The organism is Candidatus Nitrospira bockiana, assembly GCF_965152565.1.
Genome location: NZ_OZ224215.1, coordinates 4,230,600 through 4,255,266, shown reverse-complemented (window position 1 = coordinate 4,255,266; position 24,667 = coordinate 4,230,600). Strand labels below are relative to the sequence as shown.

Below are 24,667 nucleotides of genomic sequence, written 5' to 3'. Positions count from 1 at the left end.
GCATTTCCCCCATCTGATTGGGCTTGGCACCCGGTCTACACGGTGCCTGTCCTGCCTCATGCCACCCAAGTCGATGGCGCGATGGGGGATCAGGAATGGCAATACGCGACGCGGATCGGCGCCCTCACCGATGCCAACACGGGCAGACAGAGCACACAATCGGGAAGCATCGTGCTGGGACACCATCATGGGAACCTGAACGTGGGATTCAGAGTTGAGCGCCCGCCGGCGCAATCCGCTCCGATAGCTTCGGTCCGTCAAGCGGGATGGACGAGTGAACCGCTCTGGGGGCGAGACGATACGATCGAAATCTGGGTGGCGCCCTTTACGGACGGCGTTCGCCTCGCCGGGATGCTCGAGCCGCGCTATGCCATCGCCGCCAATACGGCCGGCGCGTATACACACGACTTGACCGGTTGGGAAGCCAACAAAGTCCCCCGCAAGCTGGAGTACCGGACGACCCTCAACAGCCGACATTGGGAAGGTGAGCTGGCCGTGCCGTGGAGAACGATCGAGCACATGCGGGTGCCGCAGGAGAAGCGGCGCCCCGCCGAGGGCGTGCAGTGGAGCGCGGCTGTGTTCTTTCATCAGGTGACTCCGGCCGCCCTGATCGGGCTCCAGCACCGGCTGGACGCCTTTCCGACGCTCGTGTTTTCCGAACAGCCAATCGGGTTCGAGGTCTCTCGCGTCGAGTTGACGAGGGACGGCCGGGGGCGATTCGTCGCGGCCGTGCGCAACGGCTCTCTCGAGGCGCATACCTATCAGCTCCAGTACGAAGTATTCCGGCGGAAAGAGCCGCCTCGGGGGCGTTCGGAGGAGTTTGCCGAGGAATGGCGATGGATCGAGCGCGTCAAGGCGGTCGGAGCGGAGCAAGCCGCAGCAGAGCGCGGTGGCATCCTGGATATTCGTAGTCGTGAAGAGATCGAGGCGACTCTGGACCGTATGTACGAGCGTATCGACGGCGGAACGCGAATGATTCCTGCTTCTCCTCGCCAACGAGTCGAGCAGGAAGTCCTCTTCCCCGTCGTTGACGGCTACCACGTCTTCGCCTACCGACTCGTGGACCGCCGCACGGGAAGTATCGCCATGCAGCAGGTCATCCCGGTGACGCTCAGCCGCCTGCCCGTGCACATCCGGCCAGAATTCTTGCAGGCCCGCAAAGTCGTGGTGAGGGTCAACGTCAGGGAGGCGCGCGATGTCGCGCCCGGAGACCTGCTCGAGGTGCAACTCCGAGATGACGAAAAGGTGCTGGAGCAGCAGCGTGTGGTGGTGCCGGCGACGACCGGCGAGGTCGAAGTCATGCTCTCTTCTGAGAAGACGCATGAAAACCACGACTATGCGCTGCAGCTCAGAATCTTCCGCAACGGGGCTGTCATTGCGGAGACCTCCCGAGTGATTCGGAGGCCAGCGAATCCCGAATGGTTTGGGCAGAGACTCGGCCTGACGGACCGGGTGCCGCCAGGGTTCCAGCCCGTGCAACGCACAGACGAAGGCTTCTCGATCGCCTTGCGTCATCTGATCTTCAACGAACTGGCATTTCCTCAGCAAATCATCACCCGGGGCGCCCCATTTCTCGCCGCGCCCGTGACCCTGCAGGCCCGCGTGGGCGGACGAGCGGTTCAGTTCGATGCTGGTCCCCTCGAGATCCGGGAGGTGAGGCCGACCGAAGCGTTGTTTGAGCAGCGCTGGGTGGGAGGGGGGCTGGCCCTGCGTATCAGGGGCCGCCTCGAATACGACGGCCTCATCCGTTATGACGTGACCGTAGCATCCTCGAAGGAGCCGATTCGAGTCGAGCAGCTCGCGCTCCACGTGGCGGTGCGGGCCCAATACGCTGAGTGGTTCTCGCATCGAGCTCTCGGCACGCGGGTGAACGACACATCCAGCGGGTCGGCCTTTCCGTATGGCACCCTCGACGACTTCAGGCAGAACCACCCCGATGGGTGGATGCCTTTCACCTGGCAACTGTTTCTGGGAACGCGAGACCGGGGCATCGAATGGGTCGCGGAGAGTGACCGGGAGTGGTCTCCCCGGGACGAATCACGGATGATCGGCCTCCATCGCAGCAAGGATCGGGTGACGATGACGTTCCATTTCATCGATGCGCCCGTGGAGCTCTCCGCCGCGAGGACGTTCACATTCGCGCTGACGCCGACCCCGGTCCGAGCACTACGGCGTGCCGAGTATTACGAGATGATGCGGTCCGTTGGGTCGTCCATCAACGCCCAGACCCCGCAGAATCCCGAGACGCAGGCACAAATCGAAGCGATCTATCGCGACCTCAAGGAACTTGGCATTGGGGTCGTCCATCACTACGTCAACTATGGACCGGATCTCTTTTCCAACGTTCGTTTCTATGAGGAGCGGCACTTGAGCCCGCTCCGAGGGGTCAATCGGCTGGCGCGGAAGTACGGGCTCATCAACGTCTTCTACTGCGGATTCTCCTTGCCGCCAGGGATCCCCGAGAACGAGGCGTTCGGCGATGAAATGCGCATGGAGCCTGAATTCCGAGGCTGGTACAACCATGCGAGTCCCTTCACCGACTATCTCCTTCATAGCGCGAAGTTCATGCATGAGGATGCGCTGGTCGATGCCTTTCATACGGATGGGCTGTCCGAAGTGTGGTTGATGACGAACCCCACTCACAACTTTCGATGGACACGCGGGGAGCAGGTGCACGGAACCTATCCGGTCTTCGCCGTTCGCAATCTGTTCAAGCGGCTCTACGTCATGTTGAAGCTGGAACTGGGCGAGGGCTCCGCCGGCTATCACATGCCCCATGTCGTCGACGCTCCGGTCTACGCGATCGAAAGCTTCTCCGATCTGGCGGTCACAGGAGAGCAGCACTACAAGAGGATGTCCTCGCTGAAGGATCTCTCACTGGCGCGCTATTCGTTGGCGTACGACACCCTGCTGCAGGGGATTCCCCGTATGGGCATCTGGCACTACGGCTCCGAGCTTCCGGTCACGAAGAACATGATGCTGACCCTGCATAACCTCCACGGGGTGATGTATTCCTATGTGAACGTGAAGTATTCGAATTATCCCTATGAAAGCATGGGCGGGTTCCGTCCTGAGCTGCTCATGTGGAAATCATTCAACCGGCGTGAGGCGGAGCTTCTTCCCTATTGGGCCTTCCCGGATCTCGCGACCGTCTCCGTGCATGGCAAGGCCGCGGACCTACCGGAGGACATGATCAAGGTGTCCGGCTATGTCCATAGACAGCGCCAGGAGGCGCTGCTCATCGTCGGAAACCGTGACACGGTCGGGTACACGTTGCATGTGGAGCCGCATCTTCGGGCGCTAGGGCTCGGTGGACGCATCGAGGATCTCTCGTTCAGCGATCCGATCCTGCCGGGGTATGCCTATCCTCGAATCGGCACGCAGCTGTTGGTCGACATCTATCCTCAGCGATGGCGGGCCATTCTGATCCGCAAGAAATAACGTCCATGTCCAGCACCGCCAGCTTCGTGAAGCTCGCGCCCGGGAGCCCGTCATGGATGACGGCGGGGCACTCCGCCCTCCAGACGCCAAGTTGGTTGATGGCGGCCTATTGCTGCACGGCCGCAGCGTTGGCATTCCTCGCCTTCTATGAGGAGACCCAGCACTGGTTCGTCGTTCCCGTCCTGCTGTGCGGGATCGTCATCGCGACGGACGCCGTCGACTGGCTTCGCGGCCGTGTCGCGATCTTCGACCCCGCCGGGATTCTCGGCCTGCTCGGCCTTCATTTCTTCTTTCTTGCCCCGTTGCTTCATGTCGCCTGGGATTACTGGCTCCGGTATGCCACGCCCCCGGCGGACTGGCGACCATGGCTCGGTGCCATGGCCGTGCTGAACTTGATGGGACTCGTGGTGTACCGCCTGAGCCGGCGGGCCTTCGAACGTGTGCCGCGCCCCGTCGGGAATCGAGCCCACTGGAGCCTCGATCGAAAGCGGTTCGGGCGAATCATCGCGGTCGCGTTGCTCATCGCCGGGCTGTCCCAACTCGTCGTGTATCAACAGTACGGTGGGATCAGCGGCTATATCACCTCGTATGCCGAACGGCGAGAAGAGTTCGGCGGGATGGGTTGGTTGTTCATGGTCTCGGAAAGTTTTCCCATCCTCGCGATGATGGCGTTCGTGATCTACGCGGGCAAAAAGGACTTCTGGAAGTCCTGGCCGGTGCTTCTCGTCGTCATCGTGCTCTTTCTTATCTTGCAGATGCTGTTTGGAGGTCTCAGAGGGAGTCGCCAGACGGTCCTATGGGGGCTCTTCTGGGCGGTTGGGCTGATCCACTTCTTCGTGCGTCCCATCTCGAAAGGGCTCCTGTTCCTCGGCCTGATCCCCGCCCTGCTCTTTATGTACGCCTACGGCTTCTACAAAGGCGCGGGCCTCGACGCGAGCCTTTTAATGGAAGGTGGACGGTCACGGGCGGTGCTCGAAGCCCAAACCGGCCGGACGTTCGAAGTGGTCGTCCTCGAGGATCTGGGACGAAGTGACGTGCAGGCGCTTCTGCTCCACAATCTGTCCGACCCGATGTCCCACTACACCGGTGCAGGGGGCCGAACCTATCTGGGCACGCTCGCCTTGCTCATCCCCAAAACCGTCTGGCCCGACCGGCCGCCGACAAAGGTCAAGGAAGGCACCGAGGCGCTGCTGAATATGACCTACGATCCCAGACGGTGGAACGCCAGCAACGTCTATGGGCTCGCCGGAGAAACAATGTTGAACTTCAGCCCAGTTGCAGTCCCCTTGGCGTTCGGGCTCCTCGGGCTCGTGGTCGGCCGGGTTCGCGGCCTCATGGCAACGCTCGCCGCTCGTGACAGTCGGTTGTTGATCACCCCTCTTCTCGTCATCCTGAGTTGGCTGCTCCTAGGGGCCGATTCAGATATCATCCTCTTCTTCTGCATCAAGCACGGCGCGGTGCCACTGCTGGTCGTGAGATTCAGTTCCACCCCCGGGACGGCGCTCCCAACCTGAATCCAGAGCCGCTCCCAACAGCTCCTTGTGCTGGTCCGAGACGCGCGGGGTGCAATGACGGATTGCGTACTTTCCCGATCAAACGAGGCGGTATGGGCCAGAAGAAGCTCCTGCTCGTGACGGATCATCGGTTCTTTGGGTCGTCAGCGGGAATCTTTGATGCCTCCTGCTACGATCACCATTTCTTCGATGACTACATTGCGGTCTTCGATCGAGTAAGGGTTGCGGCCCGCATACGAGCGGATGCGCGCCCGGCTTTCAGCTGTCGGGTCGATTCTGCAGCAGTCAGTTTTTGTCCTCTCCCCGACCGGCAGGGGTTCCACTGGGTACGCGAGCCTCACTGTGTCTCCCGGGCACTCGCAGAAGCCGTGAGCTGGGCCGACGCCGTCTGCATTCGGGCGCCGTCCGTGTCCGGGCACATCGCCTTTCGCATCGCCCGAAGGCTCGGTAAGCCGGTGATGTTCGAGTTGATCGGTGATCCGGTCGCCGCATTGCAATACCAAGAGCACGGGCTTCTCAAGAGCCTGTATGGGCGGTATATGGGACACTGCCTTCGTCAGGTCACCCATCATGCGGAGGTCGGCAATTACGTCGGCCGGACGCTGAGGCAACGCTATCCGCCGGGTCCGCGCACCATCGCCGATGAGATCTCGGACGTTCGCTTATCGGTGAGTCTAATCAAACCGGCGAAGCGCTACGACGAGATCGCGGGGCGCCTCGTGGTTGTGCTCGTGGCGAGCCTCGTGCCCGTGAAACGTCACGAAATGCTGTTGCAGGCCGTCAGCTCGGCCAGAGCGTCTGGAGCGAACATTCATCTCCACATCGTCGGCGACGGCCCGCTGCGGGTGAAGCTCGAGCGCTTGGCGGCAGCGCTCGGGATGGCGGAGACGACCATCTTTCATGGTCAGGTCGCGGGCCGGCGCCCCGTCTTTGAGATTCTCGACGCCTCCGATCTGTTCGTCATGACGTCCGCCAGCGAAGGGATGCCCAGGGCCATGATCGAAGCCATGGCGCGCGGACTCGCCGTCGTCGGAACCGATGTGGGCGGAATTGTGGAGCTCCTGCCGTCCGCTCAGCGCTTTCCGGTCGACGACTGTCAGGCGCTGAGCCATCTCTTGGTCAGGTTGTCCAAGAGCCCCGAGTTACTTGCTCAATTCGCCGCCCACAGCGAACGGATGGTCCACTCCTTTACCGACGAGCACCTGTCCATGCGCCGACGGACGCTGCTCAGGGCCTTGAAGAGCAAGGTCATTGAGCCTCGTCCCAAACTCCTCGTCGGCATTACAGATCCTCAGAGCAGCATACTGCTTCGGGGGCAGCTGGCGTATCTGGCTCAGAAGGGCTTTCAGGTGCGCCTGCTCTGTAGCCCGGGTGCAATGGTTCGACGGTTGGCCAGCGATGAACAGGTGAACCTGACGGAGATCCCAATGGCACGTGAGATTCGCCCGGCCCACGATCTTGCCGCCTTATGGAAGATCCTCCGGGTGCTGCGAAAGGAACGCCCGTGGCTCGTGAGTGCAGGGACGCCCAAGGCCGGGTTTCTGGTGGCGCTGGCAGCCTGGTTCTGCAGGACGCCCGTCCGCGTCTATGTGTTACGGGGATTGCGGTTTGAGACCGAACGGGGGGTTCGTCGTGGAGTGCTGTGGTTGACCGAGCGAATCACGTGCCGCGTGTCGACTCACATACTCTGTAACAGCCACAGCCTGATGCGGCGCGCTGTGGAGGTGGGTGTGTTTGCCAAGGGACGCGGCACCGTGCTGCGGGCGGGCAGCAGCAACGGTGTGGACACCAGGCGGTTCCGCATGACGAGGGCGAAGCGCGAAGAAGGCACACATCTTAGGCGAACGTATGGAATCGGCCATGACGAGCTGGTCATCGGTTTTGTCGGTCGCTTGGTTCCCGATAAAGGCTTGCTCGAATTGGCGCACGCTTGGCGGCAATTGCGGGTGCAGTTTCCCGGACTGCACTTGTTCGTGTTGGGCGCGCAGGAGACGCACAGCCCGCTTGCGTCGGATGTGCACACGATGCTTCACCGTGACGGACGGGTACACCTCGCTGGCCATCGGGACGATCCGTCGCCCTTTTACGCATGTATGGATCTGCTGGTGTTGCCCAGTTATCGGGAAGGATTCCCGAACGTCATTCTAGAGGCGGCCTCAATGGGAATTCCCGCGGTGGCGACGGACGTGCCGGGGTGCGTTGACGCAGTAGAGGACGGGGTAACGGGCGCCCTGATCCCTGTCCGTGATGCCGCCGCGCTGGAACGAACGATTCGGAAGTACCTCGAGAACCCGTATCTCCGGCGTCGACACGGCCACCAGGCACGCAGGCGGGTGCGGCGCGATTTCCGGCGCGAGCTGATCTGGGAAGACCTGCACTCGCTGTTCGTGAAGCTCTTGCAGGATCAGGGCCTTCCAGCCCCCGGTGTACCGGCGCCTCGGCACGAACGGGGCCCCAGGCCCTCCGTACCGGCGCTCGTCTCGGTCAATCGATGAAGCGACTCCTCGACATGCTGTTGGCCGGCACCGGTCTCGTCGCATTGCTCCCGGTGCTCCTCGTCGTGGCCTTGGGCGTCCGTGTGATGCTGGGTCGGCCGGTACTGTTCCGCCAGCGGCGTCCGGGACTCGGCATGAAACCCTTCGTGCTGTACAAGTTCCGTACGATGACCAACCAACGCGGGCCGAACGGCTCGCTGCTGCCAGACCCCGAGCGCTTGACGGCGTTCGGTCGCTTCTTGCGCGCCACGAGCCTGGATGAGCTTCCCGAGCTCATCAACGTCGTCAAGGGAGAGATGAGCCTGGTGGGGCCTCGGCCACTCCTCATGGAGTACATCGATCGCTACACCCCCGAACAGCGACGACGGCACGATGTGCCTCCTGGCATCACGGGCTGGGCTCAGATCCATGGCCGTAACCAACTGACGTGGGAACAGAAGTTTGAGCTCGACCTGTGGTATGTCGCGCACCGGTCGGTTTGGTTGGATCTCAAGATTCTCGCATTGACGGCGGCGCCGCTCTTGATGGGAACGGGCATTAGTCATCCGGGCCATGCGACCATGGCCCGCTTCAAAGGCACGACGGACAACAGCGAGGCTCTGAGATGAAGCGGAGAAGCATTATCCTCGGCGCCGGCGGCCATGCGCAGGTCGTGGCCGATATCCTGATCGGGATGCTGGAACAGGACCCGCAACTGTCGCTCCTCGGCTTCCTTGACGACGATGCCAGCAAGTGGGGCCAAAAGCTCCTGGGCTTGCCCGTCCTCGGCCCCCTCAACATGCTTCCGCACCTCGGGCACGACAGCGCGGTCGTGGCGATCGGGGACAATAAAACGCGAGCGCAACTTGTCACGGCCCTTCTTGCGTCCGGAGAGCATCTCCTCACCGCCATCCATCCGCGAGCGATCCTTGGCCGCGCAGTGAACCTAGGGCCCGGCAGCATGGTGTGTGCCGGCGTCGTCATCAACACGGGAGCGGAGTTGGGATGCGGGGTCATTCTGAATACGAGCGCCGTGGTCGAGCATCACTGTCAGGTGGGAAGATTCAGCCACGTTGCCCCTCGCGCTTGCCTGGGCGGCGAGGTCCGGCTCGGGGAAGGTGTTCTGATCGGACTTGGGGCCGTCGTCTTGCCGAGACGGCGAATTGGCGACTGGACGATCGTCGGGGCGGGGGCGGCCGTCATCGATGATATTCCAGCCGGCTCCAAGTTCGCTGGCGTTCCTGCACGTCCTCTAAGGTCGCGCGATTCCGACTGAGTCCTTCTCTCCGCGTCCTTTCACAACAACAAGGAGGCCTTCATGAGCACTCAGACACTGACCAGTGTGCCCATCATCCGTCCGACACTCCCTCCGCTCGAAAACATCGTCGACCTCCTCGCAGATCAGTGGGCCCTCGGAACGGTTACGCTGGGACCAGTCGTGAAAGCGTTCGAAGAGGAAGTCTGCCGGCAAATCGGTGTCCGCCATGCCGTCGCGCTCTCGTCGTGTACTGCCGGCCTCATGCTCGCGGTGCAGGCGCTGGGGTTACCTCGGGGAAGCGAGGTCATCGTCCCATCGTTCACCTTTGCCGCAACAGCCCAGGCGTTGGTGTGGAACGGCCTGGTGCCGGTGTTCTGCGACTGCTTGCCGGGAACCTGCACGCTGGATCCCGATGACGTCGAGCGGAACCTGTCCGCGAAAACTTCAGCGATTTGCGGCGTCACGATCTTCGGGCTTCCACCGGACGTCGACTCATTGGTGGCGATCGGCGAGCGCCGCGGTGTGCCCGTTTTCTTCGATAGCGCGCAGGGTCTCGGGGCGACCTATAAGGGAAAGCCTCTTGGCGGCTTGGGTTCCGCCGAGATCTTCTCTTTGAGCCCGACCAAGGTCGTCACCGCCATTGAGGGCGGCTTGTTCACGACGAATCACGGCGACCTCGCCGACCGCGTGCGCGCGATGCGCGACTACGGCAAGGATCCCATTACCGGGGAGGGGATGCTGCATCTCGGATTGTCAGCGCGCATGAGCGAGCTCCATGCTGCGGTCGGGCTGCTGTCGGTGCGCCGGATTGACGATCTCGTCAAGGAACGCCTCGTCCGCATCCATCTGTACCGGGAACGGTTGGGGAGTCTTCGAGGGTGCACCGTTCAGTCCCTTCCAGCGGATCGAACGACGAGTGGGAACTACTTCGTGATCTTCATTTCAGACCGCGCAAAGCAGACGCGCGATCAGGTCTATACAGCTCTCAAGGACGTGGGGATTCAAACGAAGCGCTACTTCCACCCCCCGGTTCATCGTCAGGATATGTTCCAAGACTTTCCGATGCGGCTCAGCGATCGGCTCGCGCAGACCAACACGGCTGCACGGGAAGGACTCGCCCTCCCGCTCTACTCCCACATGACGTTGACCGACATTGACACGGTCTGCGAGAAGATCCGCGCCATCCTCGCGTAAGTTCCACCTAGAAGAAAAAGGTCCGATACCATGACGGACATGTTGCTGAAGTGCCGCAGGGCAAGTGTCGTCGCCATCCATGTGCTCGTTGTCCTGCTGGCAAACTATCTGGCCTTCTCGCTCCGCTTTGATGGGGCCATCCCAGAATGGGCGTTGGAGCAATGCCTGCTGGCGTTGCCTCTGGTCGTCGGCCTCCGGCTCTTGATGTTTCACAGGTTCATGCTGTTGGAAGGCCTGTGGCGCTATACGAGTGTGTGGGATCTTCGAAACATCGTGGTCTCGGTGTCAGCAAGTACGGCCTTGATCTATGCCGCCATCCATTGGGCTCTGGCCATGGCCCGATATCCGCGGTCGGTGTTCATTCTCGATGCCGTCCTCACCATTATGCTGCTTGGCGGCATGCGCCTGGGAAGGCGGATGGCACGAGAATCGGCCCACCCGAAGCATGAGAAGCGGCGGCTCCTGATCTATGGAGCGGGCGACGCGGGAGAGATGATCGTTCGGGACATCCACCATAATCCATTGTACGGGTATGAGACGATTGGCTTCGTTGACGACGACGTGAGCAAATCAGGCCACCGAATCCACGGCGTCCCGGTGCTTGGCACGCGTCACCAGTTGCCCGTCATCCTCAATAAGCACTGGCCCGACGAAATCCTCATCGCCATCCCCACGGCTGGCTCTAAAATGCTTCGCGAGATCGTGACGGCCCTGCAGACGTATCGCATTCCGATCAAGACCCTGCCGTCGTTGCGGGATCTGCTGGACGGGCGGGCGACCGTGAGCCAAATTCGAAACCTCTCGATCGATGACCTGCTTGGACGCAACCCGGTGAGCATCGACTTGACGGCGATCCGTTGTGAGCTGCAAGGACGACGAGTCCTGGTGACGGGCGCCGGCGGGTCAATCGGATCGGAATTATGCCGCCAGATTTCGGCCTTGGGCCCTCAGGATTTGGTGCTCTACGAACGCTACGAAAATAATCTGTACGCGATCCATACAGAATTAATGGATCGGGGCAGCAGCCCGAAGATCCATGCCGTGATCGGCGATGTGAGGGATACCGCCCGGCTGAATGCGACCCTGTCGGCCTATAGGCCGGAGATCGTGTTTCACGCGGCCGCGCACAAGCATGTGCCGCTCATGGAGTTCTCACCGTGCGAGGCCGTGAAAAACAACATCTTCGGAACCAAAGCCGTGGCCGAAGCGGCGCACCATCACTATGTGGAACGCTTCGTGCTCATTTCGACTGACAAGGCGGTCAATCCGACAAGCGTGATGGGCGCCACCAAGCGTGTCGCCGAGCTCATCATCCAGGATCTGAATCGAAGTAGCCGAACACGATTCATGACGGTCCGGTTCGGAAACGTCCTGGGGAGCAATGGCAGCGTGGTCCCCCGATTCCTCGAGCAGATCAAGAGCGGAGGACCGGTGACGGTCACGCATCCGGAAGTCCGGCGCTACTTCATGCTCATTCCTGAGGCGGTGCAACTTGTCTTGCAGGCTGCGACGTTGGCAGACCCCGATGACGTGTATGTGCTGGAGATGGGCGAGCAGATCAACGTGGTCGAGCTGGCGAGGAACGTCATTCGCCTGTCGGGCTATGTCCCCGATGTGGACATCGACATTGAGTTTGTCGGCCTAAGACCGGGCGAGAAGCTCTTTGAGGAGCTGGTCGGTCCGGATGAGACCGTGGAGCCTTCACGGGTGGACAAGATTCTCCGCGTGAGACCCAGCCAGCCTCCCGATCGCCGTCTTCTGGATCAATCTCTGACGATCCTGGAGCAGGCGGCTTCAGCTCAAAATGCCGAACGAGCCGTCGAAGCCCTTTGCAGACTAATTCCCACCTTCAAGCCGCTTGGCAACGGCGCCATTCTTGCTGCCGAGCGGATGATGCCAAGCTTCGACGCGAGGGCTCAAAGGATAACGCCCGGCCTATGGAGCCGAAATGCGGACGCCAGGTCGGCGAGCACGCTTGCCAACTGAGTGTTTGCCTGCCCGAATTCCCGAGCCCTCTCCAGCGGGAGGAGCGAGGAGGATGAATACGATGCGGAGTTGCCACGCTGTTGCCATGGTGATCATGCTGCTGATGGTCGCTCAGGGAGCCGGGGTGCAGGCCGGTTCTGAGCACGCGTATACACTGGGGCCGAATGACGTCATCCGCATTCAAGTATTTGGAGAGGATGATCTCAGCCTAGAAGCCAAAGTGGGTGACGATGGGAAGATTAGCTTTCCGCTACTCGGACCGGTATCCACCAAGGGAAAGACCATTCTGCAGTTGCGTGATTTTCTCACGAAACGTCTGGCGGATGGTTATTTAAAGAATCCCAAGGTGACGATCCTCATCGCCAAATATCGCAACTTCTACGTTGCCGGGGAAGTGAAGGCCCCCGGAGGCTATGCCTATGAACCGGGGCTGACGGTACAGAAGGCCATTGCGATGGCGGGGGGATTCACCGAGAAAGCCGCGCGGCGTCATCTAGAACTCACACGAACTCGTGATGGCGTGCGTAAGACCGTTGCCATCGATCTGCACGCGAGCGCCTTGCCCGACGATCTCATCGTGGTCAGCCAAGCGAAGAAATTCTATGTGACGGGGGAGGTGAGGAAGCCAGGGGAGTATGTGTTCGAGGAAGGATTAACCGTCCATCAAGTCATAACGATGGCAGGCGGCCTCACAGAAAAGGCAGCGGAGCGCCGGACCAAGATTCTTCGGATGGTGGACAACCAAGAGCAATCGTTCAGTGCAAGGCTTGATGAGCCAATATCCCCGGATGACATCATCTTGGTGCCCGAGAGCTTTTTCTAGCCATCCGCTTCGATCTGCAGCTCGCCGTCACGGCCGCTTTTCTGCTCAACGTCACGCCGCTCCGGGAGGTTATCGAGCCCGCAGAATATGGCGTCGACCTCCACATGAATCTGATGAGAGCTGTTGTGGGTGGAAGCCGACTGAAGCCGCAACACGATAAGAAGCCCAGCCAGCCGCCGGGCGAGCAGAGCCCGCCCGAGCTAGGCGTCTCGCCCGAGCCAGGCAGCGACCAGCCGCCCATGGAAGAAAAAGGCATGGAAGAAGCTGCGGACCGCGAACTGAATCAATCGATGCGTTCTCCCGGGTTCTAGGACGCCCGCCGGCCCCGCGACGCTCAGTGTTTCTTGTCCACGGTCACGTCCAGGGCTCTCGCGGTTTGCTCGAGCTCCTTGGCCTGGCTCTGGAGCGTTTCGATCTGCGCGTGATGCGCGCGAACGAGCGCCCGGGCCAGCGCCTGCACCTGACTCGTCGACGTGGCCACCAGGGACTGAAGTTGGTGGAGACTCCGTCCGAGCTCCACCTCCTTCCGGCTGAGGTCGTCGATCTCCTTCTGCGCGTCCTGCATGCTGTTCGCCTGCTCGAGCGCTTTCCTCATGGCGACGACTTCCCGCCCCAGATCATCGCTCATGAGGTCCCATTTCTTTTCCAAGGTGCGCACGGCCGTTTCCAGTTGCCGTGTCGTTCCGATATCAGCCTTGCTTTCCGCGACCGCATCGACTCTCGCCTGCACCTGACGGACGTCACGCTTCGTCGCACCGAGGCTCGATCTGACTTCTTGACGAAGGGCATCGAGATCGCCCGAGCTTGCGCAGGCGCCGAGGGACAAGAGGAAGATCATGGGCATGATCGGTACAGCATCATGGGCCCTCATAGTCATCCCTCCTCTATGCTCGTGGTTGGTCGTCATCGTCCCCGCGACTCCATGGTAACGCCGGGAGACAAGGGTGGGCAATGCGCGGGACGAGGTCGCCGAAGCGGCTCTCTCGTCCTGCAAGGATACGGTTGAGAGCAATGGGTGAGGAGAAGGCGGGCCCGAAAGGCACTCATCGCGGATCAGGCCCTCGGCTCACATGTTCACCCCCGAGCCCGACCCCCCTTGGTTGATGCCTTCGCGCTCGGCCACCGGTTCGACTGGCTCGGGCGCGGGCGTCTCGAGAAAGCGCTTCAACTGACGAAGGGCGGTCTCGGCCTGGGCCCGTGGGTCGGGCAACAATTCAGCGAAAACCGTCTGGAGCGGAGAGGCGCTCCTGTCATAGTCGAGACCAAGGTCGACCAACGTTTCTCGGCCCCCTTCGGCGGCCGTGCACTCGAAGGTGAGTCGTCCTGCATCGATCCCGCGTTCGCGCCACTGCCACACCAGGCGTTTCGGCGCCTGGTCGTCCACGAGCTCACCCTCCCAGGTGACCCGGACCCCTCCCGGCGTTCGCATGATCCACCGCGCATGGCGCGCGTCGTGCGTCTGGACCTCGTCGATGTGCGGCAGGTACTTCGGGGCGTTCTCGGGCTGCCGGAGGAAGTCATAGACCGCGGTGACTGGATGGGCGACGCGGATGCGGCTCCAGCCCTCCTGGTGCCGAGGCTTCCTTCCCAGGACTTGCGAGGACGGGAGTCGTGTCAGTCTTTCCAGGCCTACGGCCCGCAGGAGGATTCCGGCACCCACGAGTCCAAGCCCGAGCCAGAGGGCGGTGCGTGGCGTCATACGACGCGATCCCCTTGCTCTCCATGCCTTCATCGTTCCCTCCCGTTGTCTTCTTTGCTAGAGCATGATCGAACGCCGCTCACAATGCTGCCGTCCGGTTAGCGCTTGGCTGTCCCCGGCCGATCCTGTCGCCGGTCGGTGCCGAGCCTACCGCCCAACCCGGATGGTTCACGGCGCTGCGAGGAAACCGACACACCCGGCGGCGTCCGACTTTTCCTTCATACTCCGACACCCGTCCGGGGCCGCACACGCAGAGCGGGGATTACCCAGGAAGGCCCATTGCTGTCCTGACGTATCGGACAAGATAAATGCACCGTACTCGATTCGATACGGATTCCTGGCGATAAAAATACAATCAATCATCGGCCGCCGCTAAGTTCACTATTTCCAATCTTCTCTTCCTGCCCTTTCTGAAGGGCATAACGGTATGGCTCTTGCTGAGTTTCGGGCGATTGGGGCCGGAGAAGAGGTCCTATTGGGCCACAGTAAAGAACCGGAGCGCGCCGTGCTGTGTCGCCATTGCGGGATGACGAATAGCGAGGGGCGGAAGTACTGCTCCCAATGTGGCCGTATGCTCCCATTGGCGTGTGCATCCTGTGGGTTCCAGAACGAACCGTACGACAAGTTCTGCGGTGGGTGCGGTCAGGTCTTGGGTTCCAAGCATGAGCCGCGTGAAGCACAGCCCAGCATGCCCCGGTCCTACACGCCTGCGCATCTGATCAGACGCATCCTGTCATCCCGCAGCAGTCTGGAAGGGGAGCGCAAGGCGGTCACGGTGCTGTTTTGCGACATCGCCAACTCCACCGCGCTGGCCGAACGCCTTGGCGCGGACGCCATGCACGCGCTGCTGAATCAATTTTTCGATCTCGCCCTCGGCGAGGTTCATCGCTACGAAGGGACGATCAACCAGTTTCTCGGCGACGGATTCATGGCCTTGTTCGGAGCCCCTCTTGCGCACGAGGACCATGCGCGACGGGCGGCGCTGGCCGCGCTTGGGATCCAAAGGGCGCTTCAAGATGGGCAGGCGAGCAATTCTGAGACGATTACGGTTCGCATGGGGCTTCACACGGGCCAGGTCGTGGTGGGGAAGATCGGCGACAACTTACGCATGGACTACACCGCCGTCGGAGACACGACCAACGTGGCCGCCAGGCTCCAACAGGACGCCCCGGCGGGGTCGATTTATCTCAGCGAGCAGACCTACGCGGCCGCCGCGCAGTATATCGACGCCGAGCTGATCGGCGATCACCGTGTGAAGGGCAAGACGGAAACGGTACGGATCTATCGACTCCGCGGCGCCACACATCAACGTGGCGGGGGACGTTCGTTTGATACGGGGGTCCCGCTCCTGGGGCGGGCTGACGAGATCAAGGTCCTGAGCTCGGCCGTCGAACGTGTCCTTCACGGCCACGGTGGGCTGGTCGCCGTCATCGGCGAGGCCGGCCTCGGCAAGTCTCGTCTCGTCGCGGAGGTGAGACGTCCTGTCGGACGGCAGGCGCTTTTCTGGTTGGAAGGGCGGGCCATCTCCTTCGGTCAGTCGATGAGTTACTGGCCGTTCCACGACGTCATCAGAAGTTTTTTCGGCATCACGGGAGACGAGACGGGTGACGAAGCCTGGGACAAACTCGAGCTGGGTATCGCCCAAGTGTTCCCTCGAGAGACGAGCGAAATCTTGCCGTACCTCGGGAAGCTCTTGGGGTTCGACAGCAAAGGCGAGCGGAACGACCGCATCAAGTATCTGGACGCGCAGGCGATCGGCCGCCAAATCTTCCGGGCCACCCGGCTGTTCTTCGAGAAACTGGCTTCTACTCGACCTCTGGTCTTGGTCTTCGAGGATTGGCATTGGGCCGACGAATCGTCCTCCGCCCTCTTGGAGCATCTGCTTCCGTTGACGGAAACCGTCCCCTTGCTCATCTGCTGGTTGACCCGTCCTGATCCCGTCTGTCCCGGCATGCGGCTGCGTGATCTCGCCCTGCGCAAATATGCTCAACGCTATTCGGAGGTTCCGCTTGCGCCCCTCTCTCCTGCCGAAAGCACCGCGCTCATTGGTGCCTTGATCGGTAGCACGGATTTGCCCGCCTGGCTGACTGATTTGATCGGAAGCAAGGCCGAAGGCAACCCGTTCTTCATTGAAGAGGTGATTCAGTCGCTTCAAACCACCGGGGTCCTGGTGCGGGGGAAGCACCCGGGCACATGGCTGTTGACGGCGGAGATGGGGGAGATCGTCATTCCGGACACGATCCAGGACGTCCTCACGGCTCGAATCGATCGTCTTGATGATGACGTGAAGCATGTCCTCAAGGTGGCTTCGGTCATCGGCCGGAGCTTCTTCGACCGAGTGCTGCGACACATCATGGAAGCCGGCGACGAGCTGGACCAGCATCTGATCGAGCTTCAGGAAGTGGAGCTGATTCGCGAGAAACGTCAGATCCCGGAGCTCGAATACGTCTTCAAACATGCGTTGGTGCAGGAGACGACCTATGCGAGCATTCTGGCGGATCGACGGAGAGAGCTGCATCGCCGCGTCGCGGAGTGCCTCGAAGGGCTGTTCAGTGACCGCCTCGAAGAGGTCCTCACGCTGCTGGCGTACCACTATGCCAAGGCCGAGCAGTGGGGGAAGGCGCAGGACTACTTGTGTAAAGCGGCCCATCAAGCAGGCAAGGTGGCCGCCGATGCGGAAGCGCTGGCGCTCTATCGACAAGCCCTCGCGATCTATGAGCGGGGTTTTGGCGACCGGTGGGATCCACGTGAACGAGCCGCGCTGGAACGCACCATGGGCGAGGCGCTATTCCGGCGTGGTGAACACGTGCAGGCGGTCGAGTATCTGTATCGGGCGCTCCTTCGACTCGGTCAGTCGTACCCGCAGAGTCGGCTCGGGATTCGGATCGCGATTCTGAAACAACTCTCACGGCAACTTGCCCATCGGCTGTTGCCTGGCTTGCTGCCCCGGGGCGCAAGACAGGACGGAATTCGAGTCGCCGAAGAGCTCTTCCGGACCTGCATCGTCCTCGCCTGGATTGATTACTTCACCGACCAGGAACGCCTGCTCCTCGACTTCCTCACGTTCTTCAATACCTCCGAAGAGGCCGGGTATGCATTGGGAACCGCAGTGGGGGCGATGGTCTGCGGAACGGTTCTGGATCTCATTTCTTTGCGGAGAATCGCTTCGGGGTACCACCACCGTGCCGCCGCGATCGCCGAGAAGCTACGGAATCCCATCGCCACCGGTTACGCCTACCATGGCCTCGGTATGCATGAAGCCTGTCGAGGCCGACTCGAGCCGGCCATCCGCTATTACCGCCGTTCCGCAGCCGCGTATAGAGAAGCGGGTGATTGGCATGGATGGGGCGCCGCGTCGGTACTTCTGAGTTGGCTCTTGCCCCTCAATGAAGCACAAGAGCTGAGTGAAGAGATTATCAAGATTGGAGAGAGTACCGCCGACCGCCAGGTATGGGGATGGGGACTTCAAGGCCTGGGGCGGGCACTGTGGAAGTCCGGGCGAATCGACGAGGCGATCCCTCATCTTCAGCGCGCGGTTGATCTCTTCAAGGCGGTCCCCGACTATCCCTTTGTCGCGTGTGCTCAGGCCGACTTGGCGATGTGCTACATCCGGAACGATGCCTTGGCGGATGCGCGCACGATCCTGGAATCGGCCTCTGAAACCGTTACGGTCCGTCGGTTGAGAGGCCTGCTCCTCACGCAAGTCTATGTCGGTATGGCGGAGCTAAAACTGGCTTTGCTCGATGAGCCGTCGGGACCGAGGGATCAGGCCGCTGCCGCCGAGGCCAAAGACGCATGCGGTCTGGCCTTACGGAAGAGCCAGCTCGATGAAACCGGCTTGCCGGCCGCCTATCGCTGTCTGGGGACCTATTATTGGCACAGCAAGAAGACCGCCAAGGCGCGTGCTTGGTGGGAACGGAGTGTGCGCACCGCCGAGGCCCTGGGACTCGAGTATGACCGTGCGCGGATCTACCTGGAAATCGGGAATCGCACGGGTGAGGAAACGTTCCTCCATCGAGCCGAGGTCCTTGTCTCGAAGGCGGGCATGATCGAATGCCGGTGAGCGGGGACCGGGGACCGATGAAGTCGTCGCCTGCTCCGAAGGTCATGAGCCGAGTTTCTTACTGGCCTGACGTTCTCCGGCCGCGCTTGACTTGCATCCGAGAGCGGCCTAGCCTGCAGAAGCTCACCGCTCGGATGTCCAGGGCGCAGCTGTCCTCTCTTGGAGGCCTCCCGCGATGGCCCAGCCGCCGGAGCAACGGTCACGCGACGACCCCGACGACTATGGCCGGTGGCGCCGCGACTTCATCCGCGAACGGCTGCGAGTCTTGTATTATCTGGGGCTGGTCGCCAATCCCGTGTTCATCGGCGCGGACGTCCTGCTGCACGGCGACCACCTGGGGGAGCTGTTCGTTACCCGCGTCGTCCTCGAGCTCGGCTTACTGGCCGGGTTCGCCGCCCTCACCACACGAGCCCCTCTTGTCACCCCGAACGGCTTACTGATCCTCTGGGTTCTCGTCGGCAATCTCTGCGTCGTCCGCATGACCGTGATCTTGGGCGGGTTCACCGCGCAGTACTACAACGGGCTGAACCTCGTGTTCTTGGCCGCCGCGGTGATCGTCCCGGTGTCGTGGCGAAGCCATTTGATCGCCCAGCTCGTCACGATGGCGGCGTACTATGGCGCCAACGTCATGAGCGCGACGTCGCCCGCCGACGTCAATGCCGCCATCGAGAATTCGTTTTTTCTTCTCTGGACCTGTGTGGCCCTGCTCTTTTCCGTCTACCTCTACGAGCGGCTTCAGCGGGCGGAATTCGAGGCGAGGGGCTCCGAGCGCCGGGCCCGCCAGGAGGTGGAGGCCTCGCACAAGAAGCTGCTCGAGTTGGACCGGCTGAAATCGGAATTCTTCGCCAACATCAGCCATGAGCTCCGCACGCCGCTCACCCTCAGCCTGGCCGCGTTCAAGACCCTCCTGCCGCGTGCCGCCGACCAGGACACCCGGCAACTGGCGGAATCCGGCCTGCGCAACACCTCGCGCCTGTTGTTCCTCATCAATGAGTTGTTGGATCTGGCGAAGTTCGACAGCGGGCAGGCCGCGCCGAGAAAACGTTGCATCGATTTCGCCGCCCTGGTGCGGAGCGTCGTCACCAACTTCGACTCCAGCCAACCCCGACGCATTCATCTCAAGGGCCTCGGTGAGCCGGTTGCCTTGGAAGCGGATGCGCGACAGATGAAGAAGGTGTTGTTCAATTTGCTGTCGAACGCGTTCAAGTTCAGCGACCCCGACCGGGGACAGGTGTGGATCCGGTTGACCGCCGGCGACTCGACCGTTGAGCTGGAGATCGAGGACAACGGCATCGGTATCCCCCGCGACCAGTTGGGCCGCATCTTCGACCGGTTCACGCAAGTGGAGGGCAGCGCCACGCGGCGCTATGAAGGCAGCGGGATCGGACTCGCCTTGGTGAAAGACATCGTCACGATGCACGGCGGCACGATCACCGTGGACAGTGACCTCGGCCGCGGCTCGACCTTCACGGTCAGACTCCCCAGGGGCGCGGTCGGGGGGGCCGGCGGCATGGTCCCATTGGAAGAGGACGACGAGGTCACCTTCTTGCCGGCCGTCGGCGGGAGTGAACCCGCCCAAGGACCGTCTCGTGGCGCTCCCATCAACAGCGCCATCGAGCGGCCGCTCGTCCTGGTCGCGGACGACAACGCCGATATGCGGGTCTACTTGGAGCGCGTGCTGGCACGGCACTATCGCGTGATCCTGGCCCATGATGGGGCGGACGCGTTGGAGCAGGTCCGGGCCGACCGTCCGGAGTTGATCGTGACCGACGCCATGATGCCCCGCATGAGCGGCTACGATCTGTTGAACGCGGTGCGGGCGGATCAGACGCTCCGGTCGATCCCCGTCATCTTCTTGACCGCCCGGGCGGGGACCGAGGCGCGGGTGGAGAGCCTCAATGCCGGGGCCGATGACTATCTGGCCAAGCCCTTTGACGAGCATGAGCTGCTGGCCCGGGTCGGCAACCTCATCCGGGCGCGCGCACAGGAACGCGAGCTCATGCAACTGCAAAAGGAGAAGATGGCGCGCTTCCTTCCGGCTCACCTGGCCGAGATGATCGTCGCCGGCGACCGGGAAGACTTCCTAAGAGGTCATCGTGGCGAGATCACGGTCGTGTTCATCGATTTGCGGGGCTTCACGGAGTTTGCCGAGGCGGCCGCCCCGGAGGATTTGATGGGGGTGCTGCGAGACTATCACGCCGAGATGGGACGGCTCATTGCCGACCATGGGGGCACGCTCGAGCGGTTCGCGGGCGATGCGATCATGGTCTTCTTCAACGATCCCCTTCCCGTCCCCAATCACGTCGAGCAAGCAGTCCGGATGGCGCTGGCCATGCAGGCTCGCATGGCGGAGTTATGCAAGGCCTGGAACCGGCGCGGCATCGATCTCGGGGCGGGAATCGGCATCGCAACCGGGTATGCCACGCTGGGCATTATCGGATTCGAAGGGCGCCAAGACTATGCCGCCATCGGCCCCGTCACCAATCTCGCGGCTCGGCTCTGTGGGGAAGCGCGGCACGGTCAGATCCTCGTCTCCGAGCGAGTGGCTCACGTTCTTCATGATCACGTTCAGGTGGAGTGTATCGGTCCTCTCAGCTTGAAAGGGTTTCGCAAGCCCCTCGTCGCGCACAACGTTCTCGGATGGCGGAGCGCGGGCTGATGGTGCCGGCCCTTCGAGCCCGCGAGGCTACACGCCGCCGAAGGCCCTCTACGCGGCCAACCGCCGCGTCTCTTCATGCGTGTCCGCCTCGGGCTCAGGTGCATTGAGGACCACCGACCCAAAGGTCTGATACGTTCCCTTTCGCGGCTCCGCGAAGATCAGCACGAACATCCCGAAGATTGCCGCCGCTGATGTGAGCACCATCCACGCCATGGTGTCCTCCTTCCTGCCCGATGGTCGTTGACCTCATGCCGTTGTCCGACTGTCCTGATGCGGTGGTTGAGCAAAGGCAATACCAAGGCGAGTGGCTGAAGGAAAGCCCAGTCATTCACATCGCTTGGAGAGAGGAAGGACACCGACTCGCGGTCTCTTCGAGGTGCGAGACCAGCGGTACGGATACACCTGTATCGGGGGAGATACGCTCCAGCAGGTTACGAGCAGACTCTGAACGGTGACGCTGAGGCGCGTGACTACTGGCCGACTCCCCTTCGTGACCGCTCGGCCGTCCGCCTGCTCTCGATCGAGGAGGGCTCCACCTCGGCGAAGACGCCGTAGTGATCCGATGGCCACAGGGCGGCTCCGTTGGCGAGACGGCCGGGGCGATTGAATACCGTCCGGCTGGATCGGACGGCGCCGCTCGAGGCTCCCCCGTTCAACAGGAAGATGAAATCGACCCGCCGGGAGACGGTCGGCCGCTCGACCTCGATGCGCTGCCACACCGTGGGCCCGGGATCGTCCGGATTGACGGCACGGAAGGCATCGATCACCCCGGGCTCTTGCCGAAGCGTGGTGAGCGCCGGGGAGGTCTCGGCCACGTTGAAGTCCCCCATCAACAGTGAGAGCCCGGGGCCCCGGCCCGCTTGCACGATCTCCCCGACCCGCTCGATCTGACACTCATCCCCGCGCGCCGTGTGCGTCGAGAAGACGGGCAGGGGCCCCGCGGGCGTCTGGACCTCGACATGGAGCAGGATACGTGGCTCGAGCTTGTGCCGGCATCGCGGCAAATCATGGATCGCTTTCTGCACGACCGGGAAGCGGCTGAGGATGGCGATGCCTTCCTTGAAGCCGAGGAGGGCGACGATCAGCCTGTCGAGCGGCCGGAATCTCACGATGCGCTCGGTGGCGGGGGCGAAGACGACGTGGAAGCCCAGGTGCTCGGCGAGGCGGCGCGGGACATTTCCGTGGCGTCGGCTTTCCGAGGCTTCCTGTAGCGCAATGATGTCCGGGTCCAGCGCCTTCAGCTCCTCGACGGCCATCGCGAGCCGCGCCTCGAGATGGGTGTCGCCTTCAGCGAAGCCGGAGACGAGGCCCCCATGGAGGACGTTGTAGGTGACCACACGGAGGGGGAGAACAGCTCCGTCGGCAGCCGCAACGGCCGGTGCAGAGCCGAGCATGAAAAGGCACAGGAGGGCCAGCCACATGAGGCCATGTTGGCGACGGGCCGGCACGTCGTCAAGACCGACCGGCGGCTGCGCTCTGAGCCGAGGGTAGGCGAAACGGAGGTGGATTGCCTGCCGGCTTTCTGCGGAGGGCGACAACCGGACGGCGGTCAGGGAAGGTCGCGGGGAACCGACGTCAACGCCTCGAGCTTCTTTTCCAGCTCCATCATTTTCAACTCGCGGCCCACGGCGACGTCGTGGAACCGTTCCAGATCGATCACCTTCTCGCTGAGGTCGGCCCGAGACCGCTCCAGTTCCTCGACCTTGCCGGTCAGCTCCCGGTTGAGACGTTGGATTTCTTGCTCGGCTTTCCAGTGCTCGGTCACGTCCTGCGTAAAGCAGCGCGTGTGCATGAACCTGCCGTCTTCGAAGCATCCATTGGAATGGATCAGCACGTGTTTGACCGAGCCGTCCTTGCATCGCAGCCGTGCAGGGTAGTCGTACACGGCCTCCCCGCGACGCAGCTTTGCGAGGATGTCGTCGATCACGTCGGGATCGACGTGGAACTCTGCAATATGACGGCCGATGTACTCCTGAGGCGCATACCCGAGGAGGTCCAGCTCGGCCTTGTTGGCCCAGAGGACGGTTCCATCGGGACCGACCTGGTGCAAACCGACGACGGAGTTTTCCAAGAAATCCGCCAGTTCCTTCTCCCGGCGAGCCAGTCTCTCCTCGGCCTTCTGGCGCTCCGCGATCTCGGCTTCCAGCGCGATCGCTTTCTGCCTGAGGAGGGCGATGACCGTCTGCGGATTACTGAGAGACGCCCGCTCCGTGTCGGGGATTTCCGGAATGACCCGGGAGTGCTTCATGCAGATCTCCGCGAACGCGTCCCCGTCCGCGGCGCGCAGAAAGGCGGTGAGTGGATAGGCGCAGAACAAGGAGAAGCGATCGCGTTTGACCATGTCGTTCCACAGCTCTTCCAGACGCAAGGCCGCCTGCATCTTTCCATCCGCCCACAACAGCGCGACCATCTCGCCAAATGCCCGGACCGCTCGCCCACCGGCGGCCGCTCGCGCAAGGACGGGGGCCATCGTGCCGGCAAATCGATCGGGATCAGGGCCGTCCTCGACCATGAACCGACTCAGGGTGTCGGCGGCGTCCAGTGAGAGATACTGGCCGGTCGCGATGGCATGGGGCAGGTCGAGGCCGGACGCCTGTAAGCGCGCCTCCAGGCCGTTTCTGTGGGGGAGGGTGGCGATCACCACGCAGGCGTCTCCGCCCCGTAGTCCCGAGCCGATGAAGCCGCTCAACGCATCCAGCAGGAAGTCCTCCCGCTCATAGAATTGGACGAAGTGGTCGCACTGATGAAGGCTGGTCACATCGGTTGAGGGAACGGTCTGGAAGAAATCGTCGGGCTGCATCTTCTCCTCCTTAGGAGGGCGGAGCGGAGTTGTCAGAACGAGCGGCATACCGAACCCAATGCACCCTAGCAGAAACGAGCCTGACTGTCTGTCAGATTCCGAGGAATCGACGCGTGCTTTCCCAGACACGACCGGTCCCCCACACCTCTACGCAGCGTCAGCCCCGCGCACGCCTTCTCCCTCTGGGCGGCCGATGTCCGGCTCTCCCGCCGGTCAGTACTGTAAGACCAACAGGATCGAGCGACGGCGGTTTTACCGGGAGGACGATGATGAGGATGGCATCGGCGGGGTATGGGGCGCTCGCGGTCTTGGCAGTGGTCTTGGCATACGATCCGGGTCAATCGACGGGGACAGGGACGCACCAGGAAGCCGAGGGGCAGATGTCGACCGGGGACCGGGCGCCGGTCGATTCGAAGTCCGGACGGAATGAAGAGAGCGGGTCCGCAACCGGCGCGGTTCGTCCACGCTCGGAGTCCGGAAGGGAAGCCGGAGCGAGCCATGGGTCGAAGCGCAGTGACACCGACGCGGGTCGATCGATGGGGCAGTCGGGCGCCGGTACGACGTCTGGCGCCGCGAAGCCCAGTCACTAGCCGGTAGTCTTCTCTCTAGTATCTAAAAGAGGGCATGCCGCCGCGGTATCGTGCACGTGGCGGCGATATGCCCCAAGGGAGGACGGTGCTGATCGCCGGCCCTCCTATCCTGCGCGGTCCTTGGTTCTCGGGCCGGCGCAAGCGCGGACAGCGTCTCGCCTGTGAC

The 24,667-nt window shown here is 62.3% G+C and carries 17 protein-coding genes and 1 pseudogene; 13 read left to right on the top strand and 5 right to left on the bottom strand.

Features of this window, described 5'->3' with window-relative positions:
- Positions 1 to 81: 81 nt before the first annotated feature.
- The 9 genes from ACWHYV_RS20880 to ACWHYV_RS20840 all read left to right on the top strand — a co-directional run bounded on the left by ACWHYV_RS20880 (position 82) and on the right by ACWHYV_RS20840 (position 13,001).
- On the top strand, positions 82 to 3,441 hold the full coding sequence (locus ACWHYV_RS20880; protein ID WP_447978422.1) for a glycoside hydrolase domain-containing protein: 3,360 nt from the start codon (positions 82 to 84) through the stop codon (positions 3,439 to 3,441).
- Positions 3,442 to 3,446: 5 nt separating this feature from the next.
- Positions 3,447 to 4,955: a hypothetical protein gene (locus ACWHYV_RS20875; RefSeq protein ID WP_447978421.1), complete on the top strand. Its 1,509-nt coding sequence runs from the start codon at positions 3,447 to 3,449 to the stop codon at positions 4,953 to 4,955.
- A 92-nt stretch (positions 4,956 to 5,047) separates the two neighbouring features.
- Complete coding sequence (locus tag ACWHYV_RS20870; RefSeq protein WP_447978420.1) at positions 5,048 to 7,450, top strand: glycosyltransferase; 2,403 nt, start codon at positions 5,048 to 5,050, stop codon at positions 7,448 to 7,450.
- Positions 7,447 to 8,058 (top strand): sugar transferase, encoded by a 612-nt coding sequence (locus tag ACWHYV_RS20865; RefSeq protein WP_447978419.1) that lies wholly within the window; start codon positions 7,447 to 7,449, stop codon positions 8,056 to 8,058. The genes ACWHYV_RS20870 and ACWHYV_RS20865 overlap by 4 nt, the downstream gene beginning before the upstream one ends.
- Positions 8,055 to 8,705 carry an acetyltransferase gene (locus ACWHYV_RS20860; protein WP_447978418.1) on the top strand — a complete coding sequence of 217 codons (651 nt, stop codon included), beginning with the start codon at positions 8,055 to 8,057 and terminating at the stop codon, positions 8,703 to 8,705. Before ACWHYV_RS20865 ends, ACWHYV_RS20860 begins: the two co-directional genes overlap by 4 nt.
- Before the next feature lie 42 nt (positions 8,706 to 8,747).
- Complete coding sequence (locus ACWHYV_RS20855) at positions 8,748 to 9,881, top strand: DegT/DnrJ/EryC1/StrS family aminotransferase (RefSeq protein WP_447978417.1); 1,134 nt, start codon at positions 8,748 to 8,750, stop codon at positions 9,879 to 9,881.
- A gap of 30 nt (positions 9,882 to 9,911) precedes the next feature.
- Positions 9,912 to 11,867, top strand: a complete 1,956-nt coding sequence (locus ACWHYV_RS20850; RefSeq protein WP_447978416.1) for a polysaccharide biosynthesis protein — start codon at positions 9,912 to 9,914, stop codon at positions 11,865 to 11,867.
- 52 nt (positions 11,868 to 11,919) lie between these two features.
- A complete protein-coding gene (locus ACWHYV_RS20845) occupies positions 11,920 to 12,690 on the top strand; it encodes an SLBB domain-containing protein (RefSeq protein ID WP_447978415.1) in 771 nt (256 codons plus the stop codon).
- A 104-nt stretch (positions 12,691 to 12,794) separates the two neighbouring features.
- Positions 12,795 to 13,001, top strand: a complete 207-nt coding sequence (locus ACWHYV_RS20840; protein ID WP_447978414.1) for a hypothetical protein — start codon at positions 12,795 to 12,797, stop codon at positions 12,999 to 13,001.
- Between the two features lie 23 nt (positions 13,002 to 13,024).
- On the opposite strand, the gene ACWHYV_RS20835 is transcribed toward ACWHYV_RS20840, so the two are convergent.
- Positions 13,025 to 13,561, bottom strand: a complete 537-nt coding sequence (locus tag ACWHYV_RS20835; RefSeq protein ID WP_447978413.1) for a hypothetical protein — start codon at positions 13,559 to 13,561, stop codon at positions 13,025 to 13,027.
- Between the two features lie 195 nt (positions 13,562 to 13,756).
- Positions 13,757 to 14,389: an SRPBCC family protein gene (locus ACWHYV_RS20830; RefSeq protein ID WP_447978412.1), complete on the bottom strand. Its 633-nt coding sequence runs from the start codon at positions 14,387 to 14,389 to the stop codon at positions 13,757 to 13,759.
- A gap of 427 nt (positions 14,390 to 14,816) precedes the next feature.
- Here ACWHYV_RS20830 and ACWHYV_RS20825 point away from each other — a divergent pair.
- The 3 genes and pseudogenes from ACWHYV_RS20825 to ACWHYV_RS20815 all read left to right on the top strand — a co-directional run.
- Positions 14,817 to 14,972, top strand: a pseudogene (locus tag ACWHYV_RS20825) (zinc-ribbon domain-containing protein); the annotation flags it as partial.
- Positions 14,973 to 15,077: 105 nt separating this feature from the next.
- Positions 15,078 to 18,452 carry an ATP-binding protein gene (locus ACWHYV_RS20820; protein WP_447980760.1) on the top strand — a complete coding sequence of 1,125 codons (3,375 nt, stop codon included), beginning with the start codon at positions 15,078 to 15,080 and terminating at the stop codon, positions 18,450 to 18,452.
- A gap of 175 nt (positions 18,453 to 18,627) precedes the next feature.
- Positions 18,628 to 21,111: an ATP-binding protein gene (locus ACWHYV_RS20815; RefSeq protein WP_447978411.1), complete on the top strand. Its 2,484-nt coding sequence runs from the start codon at positions 18,628 to 18,630 to the stop codon at positions 21,109 to 21,111.
- Between the two features lie 48 nt (positions 21,112 to 21,159).
- Here ACWHYV_RS20815 and ACWHYV_RS20810 read toward each other — a convergent pair whose 3' ends face one another.
- The 3 genes from ACWHYV_RS20810 to ACWHYV_RS20800 all read right to left on the bottom strand — a co-directional run bounded on the left by ACWHYV_RS20810 (position 21,160) and on the right by ACWHYV_RS20800 (position 23,911).
- On the bottom strand, positions 21,160 to 21,324 hold the full coding sequence (locus ACWHYV_RS20810) for a hypothetical protein (RefSeq protein WP_447978410.1): 165 nt from the start codon (positions 21,322 to 21,324) through the stop codon (positions 21,160 to 21,162).
- A 257-nt stretch (positions 21,325 to 21,581) separates the two neighbouring features.
- Positions 21,582 to 22,505 (bottom strand): endonuclease/exonuclease/phosphatase family protein, encoded by a 924-nt coding sequence (locus ACWHYV_RS20805; protein ID WP_447978409.1) that lies wholly within the window; start codon positions 22,503 to 22,505, stop codon positions 21,582 to 21,584.
- 155 nt (positions 22,506 to 22,660) lie between these two features.
- On the bottom strand, positions 22,661 to 23,911 hold the full coding sequence (locus tag ACWHYV_RS20800; RefSeq protein WP_447978408.1) for an MEDS domain-containing protein: 1,251 nt from the start codon (positions 23,909 to 23,911) through the stop codon (positions 22,661 to 22,663).
- 266 nt (positions 23,912 to 24,177) lie between these two features.
- Between ACWHYV_RS20800 and ACWHYV_RS20795 the strand changes: the two genes are divergently transcribed.
- The gene (locus tag ACWHYV_RS20795) at positions 24,178 to 24,501 is read left to right on the top strand and encodes a hypothetical protein (RefSeq protein WP_447978407.1); all 324 of its coding nucleotides are present in this window, start codon (positions 24,178 to 24,180) and stop codon (positions 24,499 to 24,501) included.
- Positions 24,502 to 24,667 lie beyond the last annotated feature (166 nt).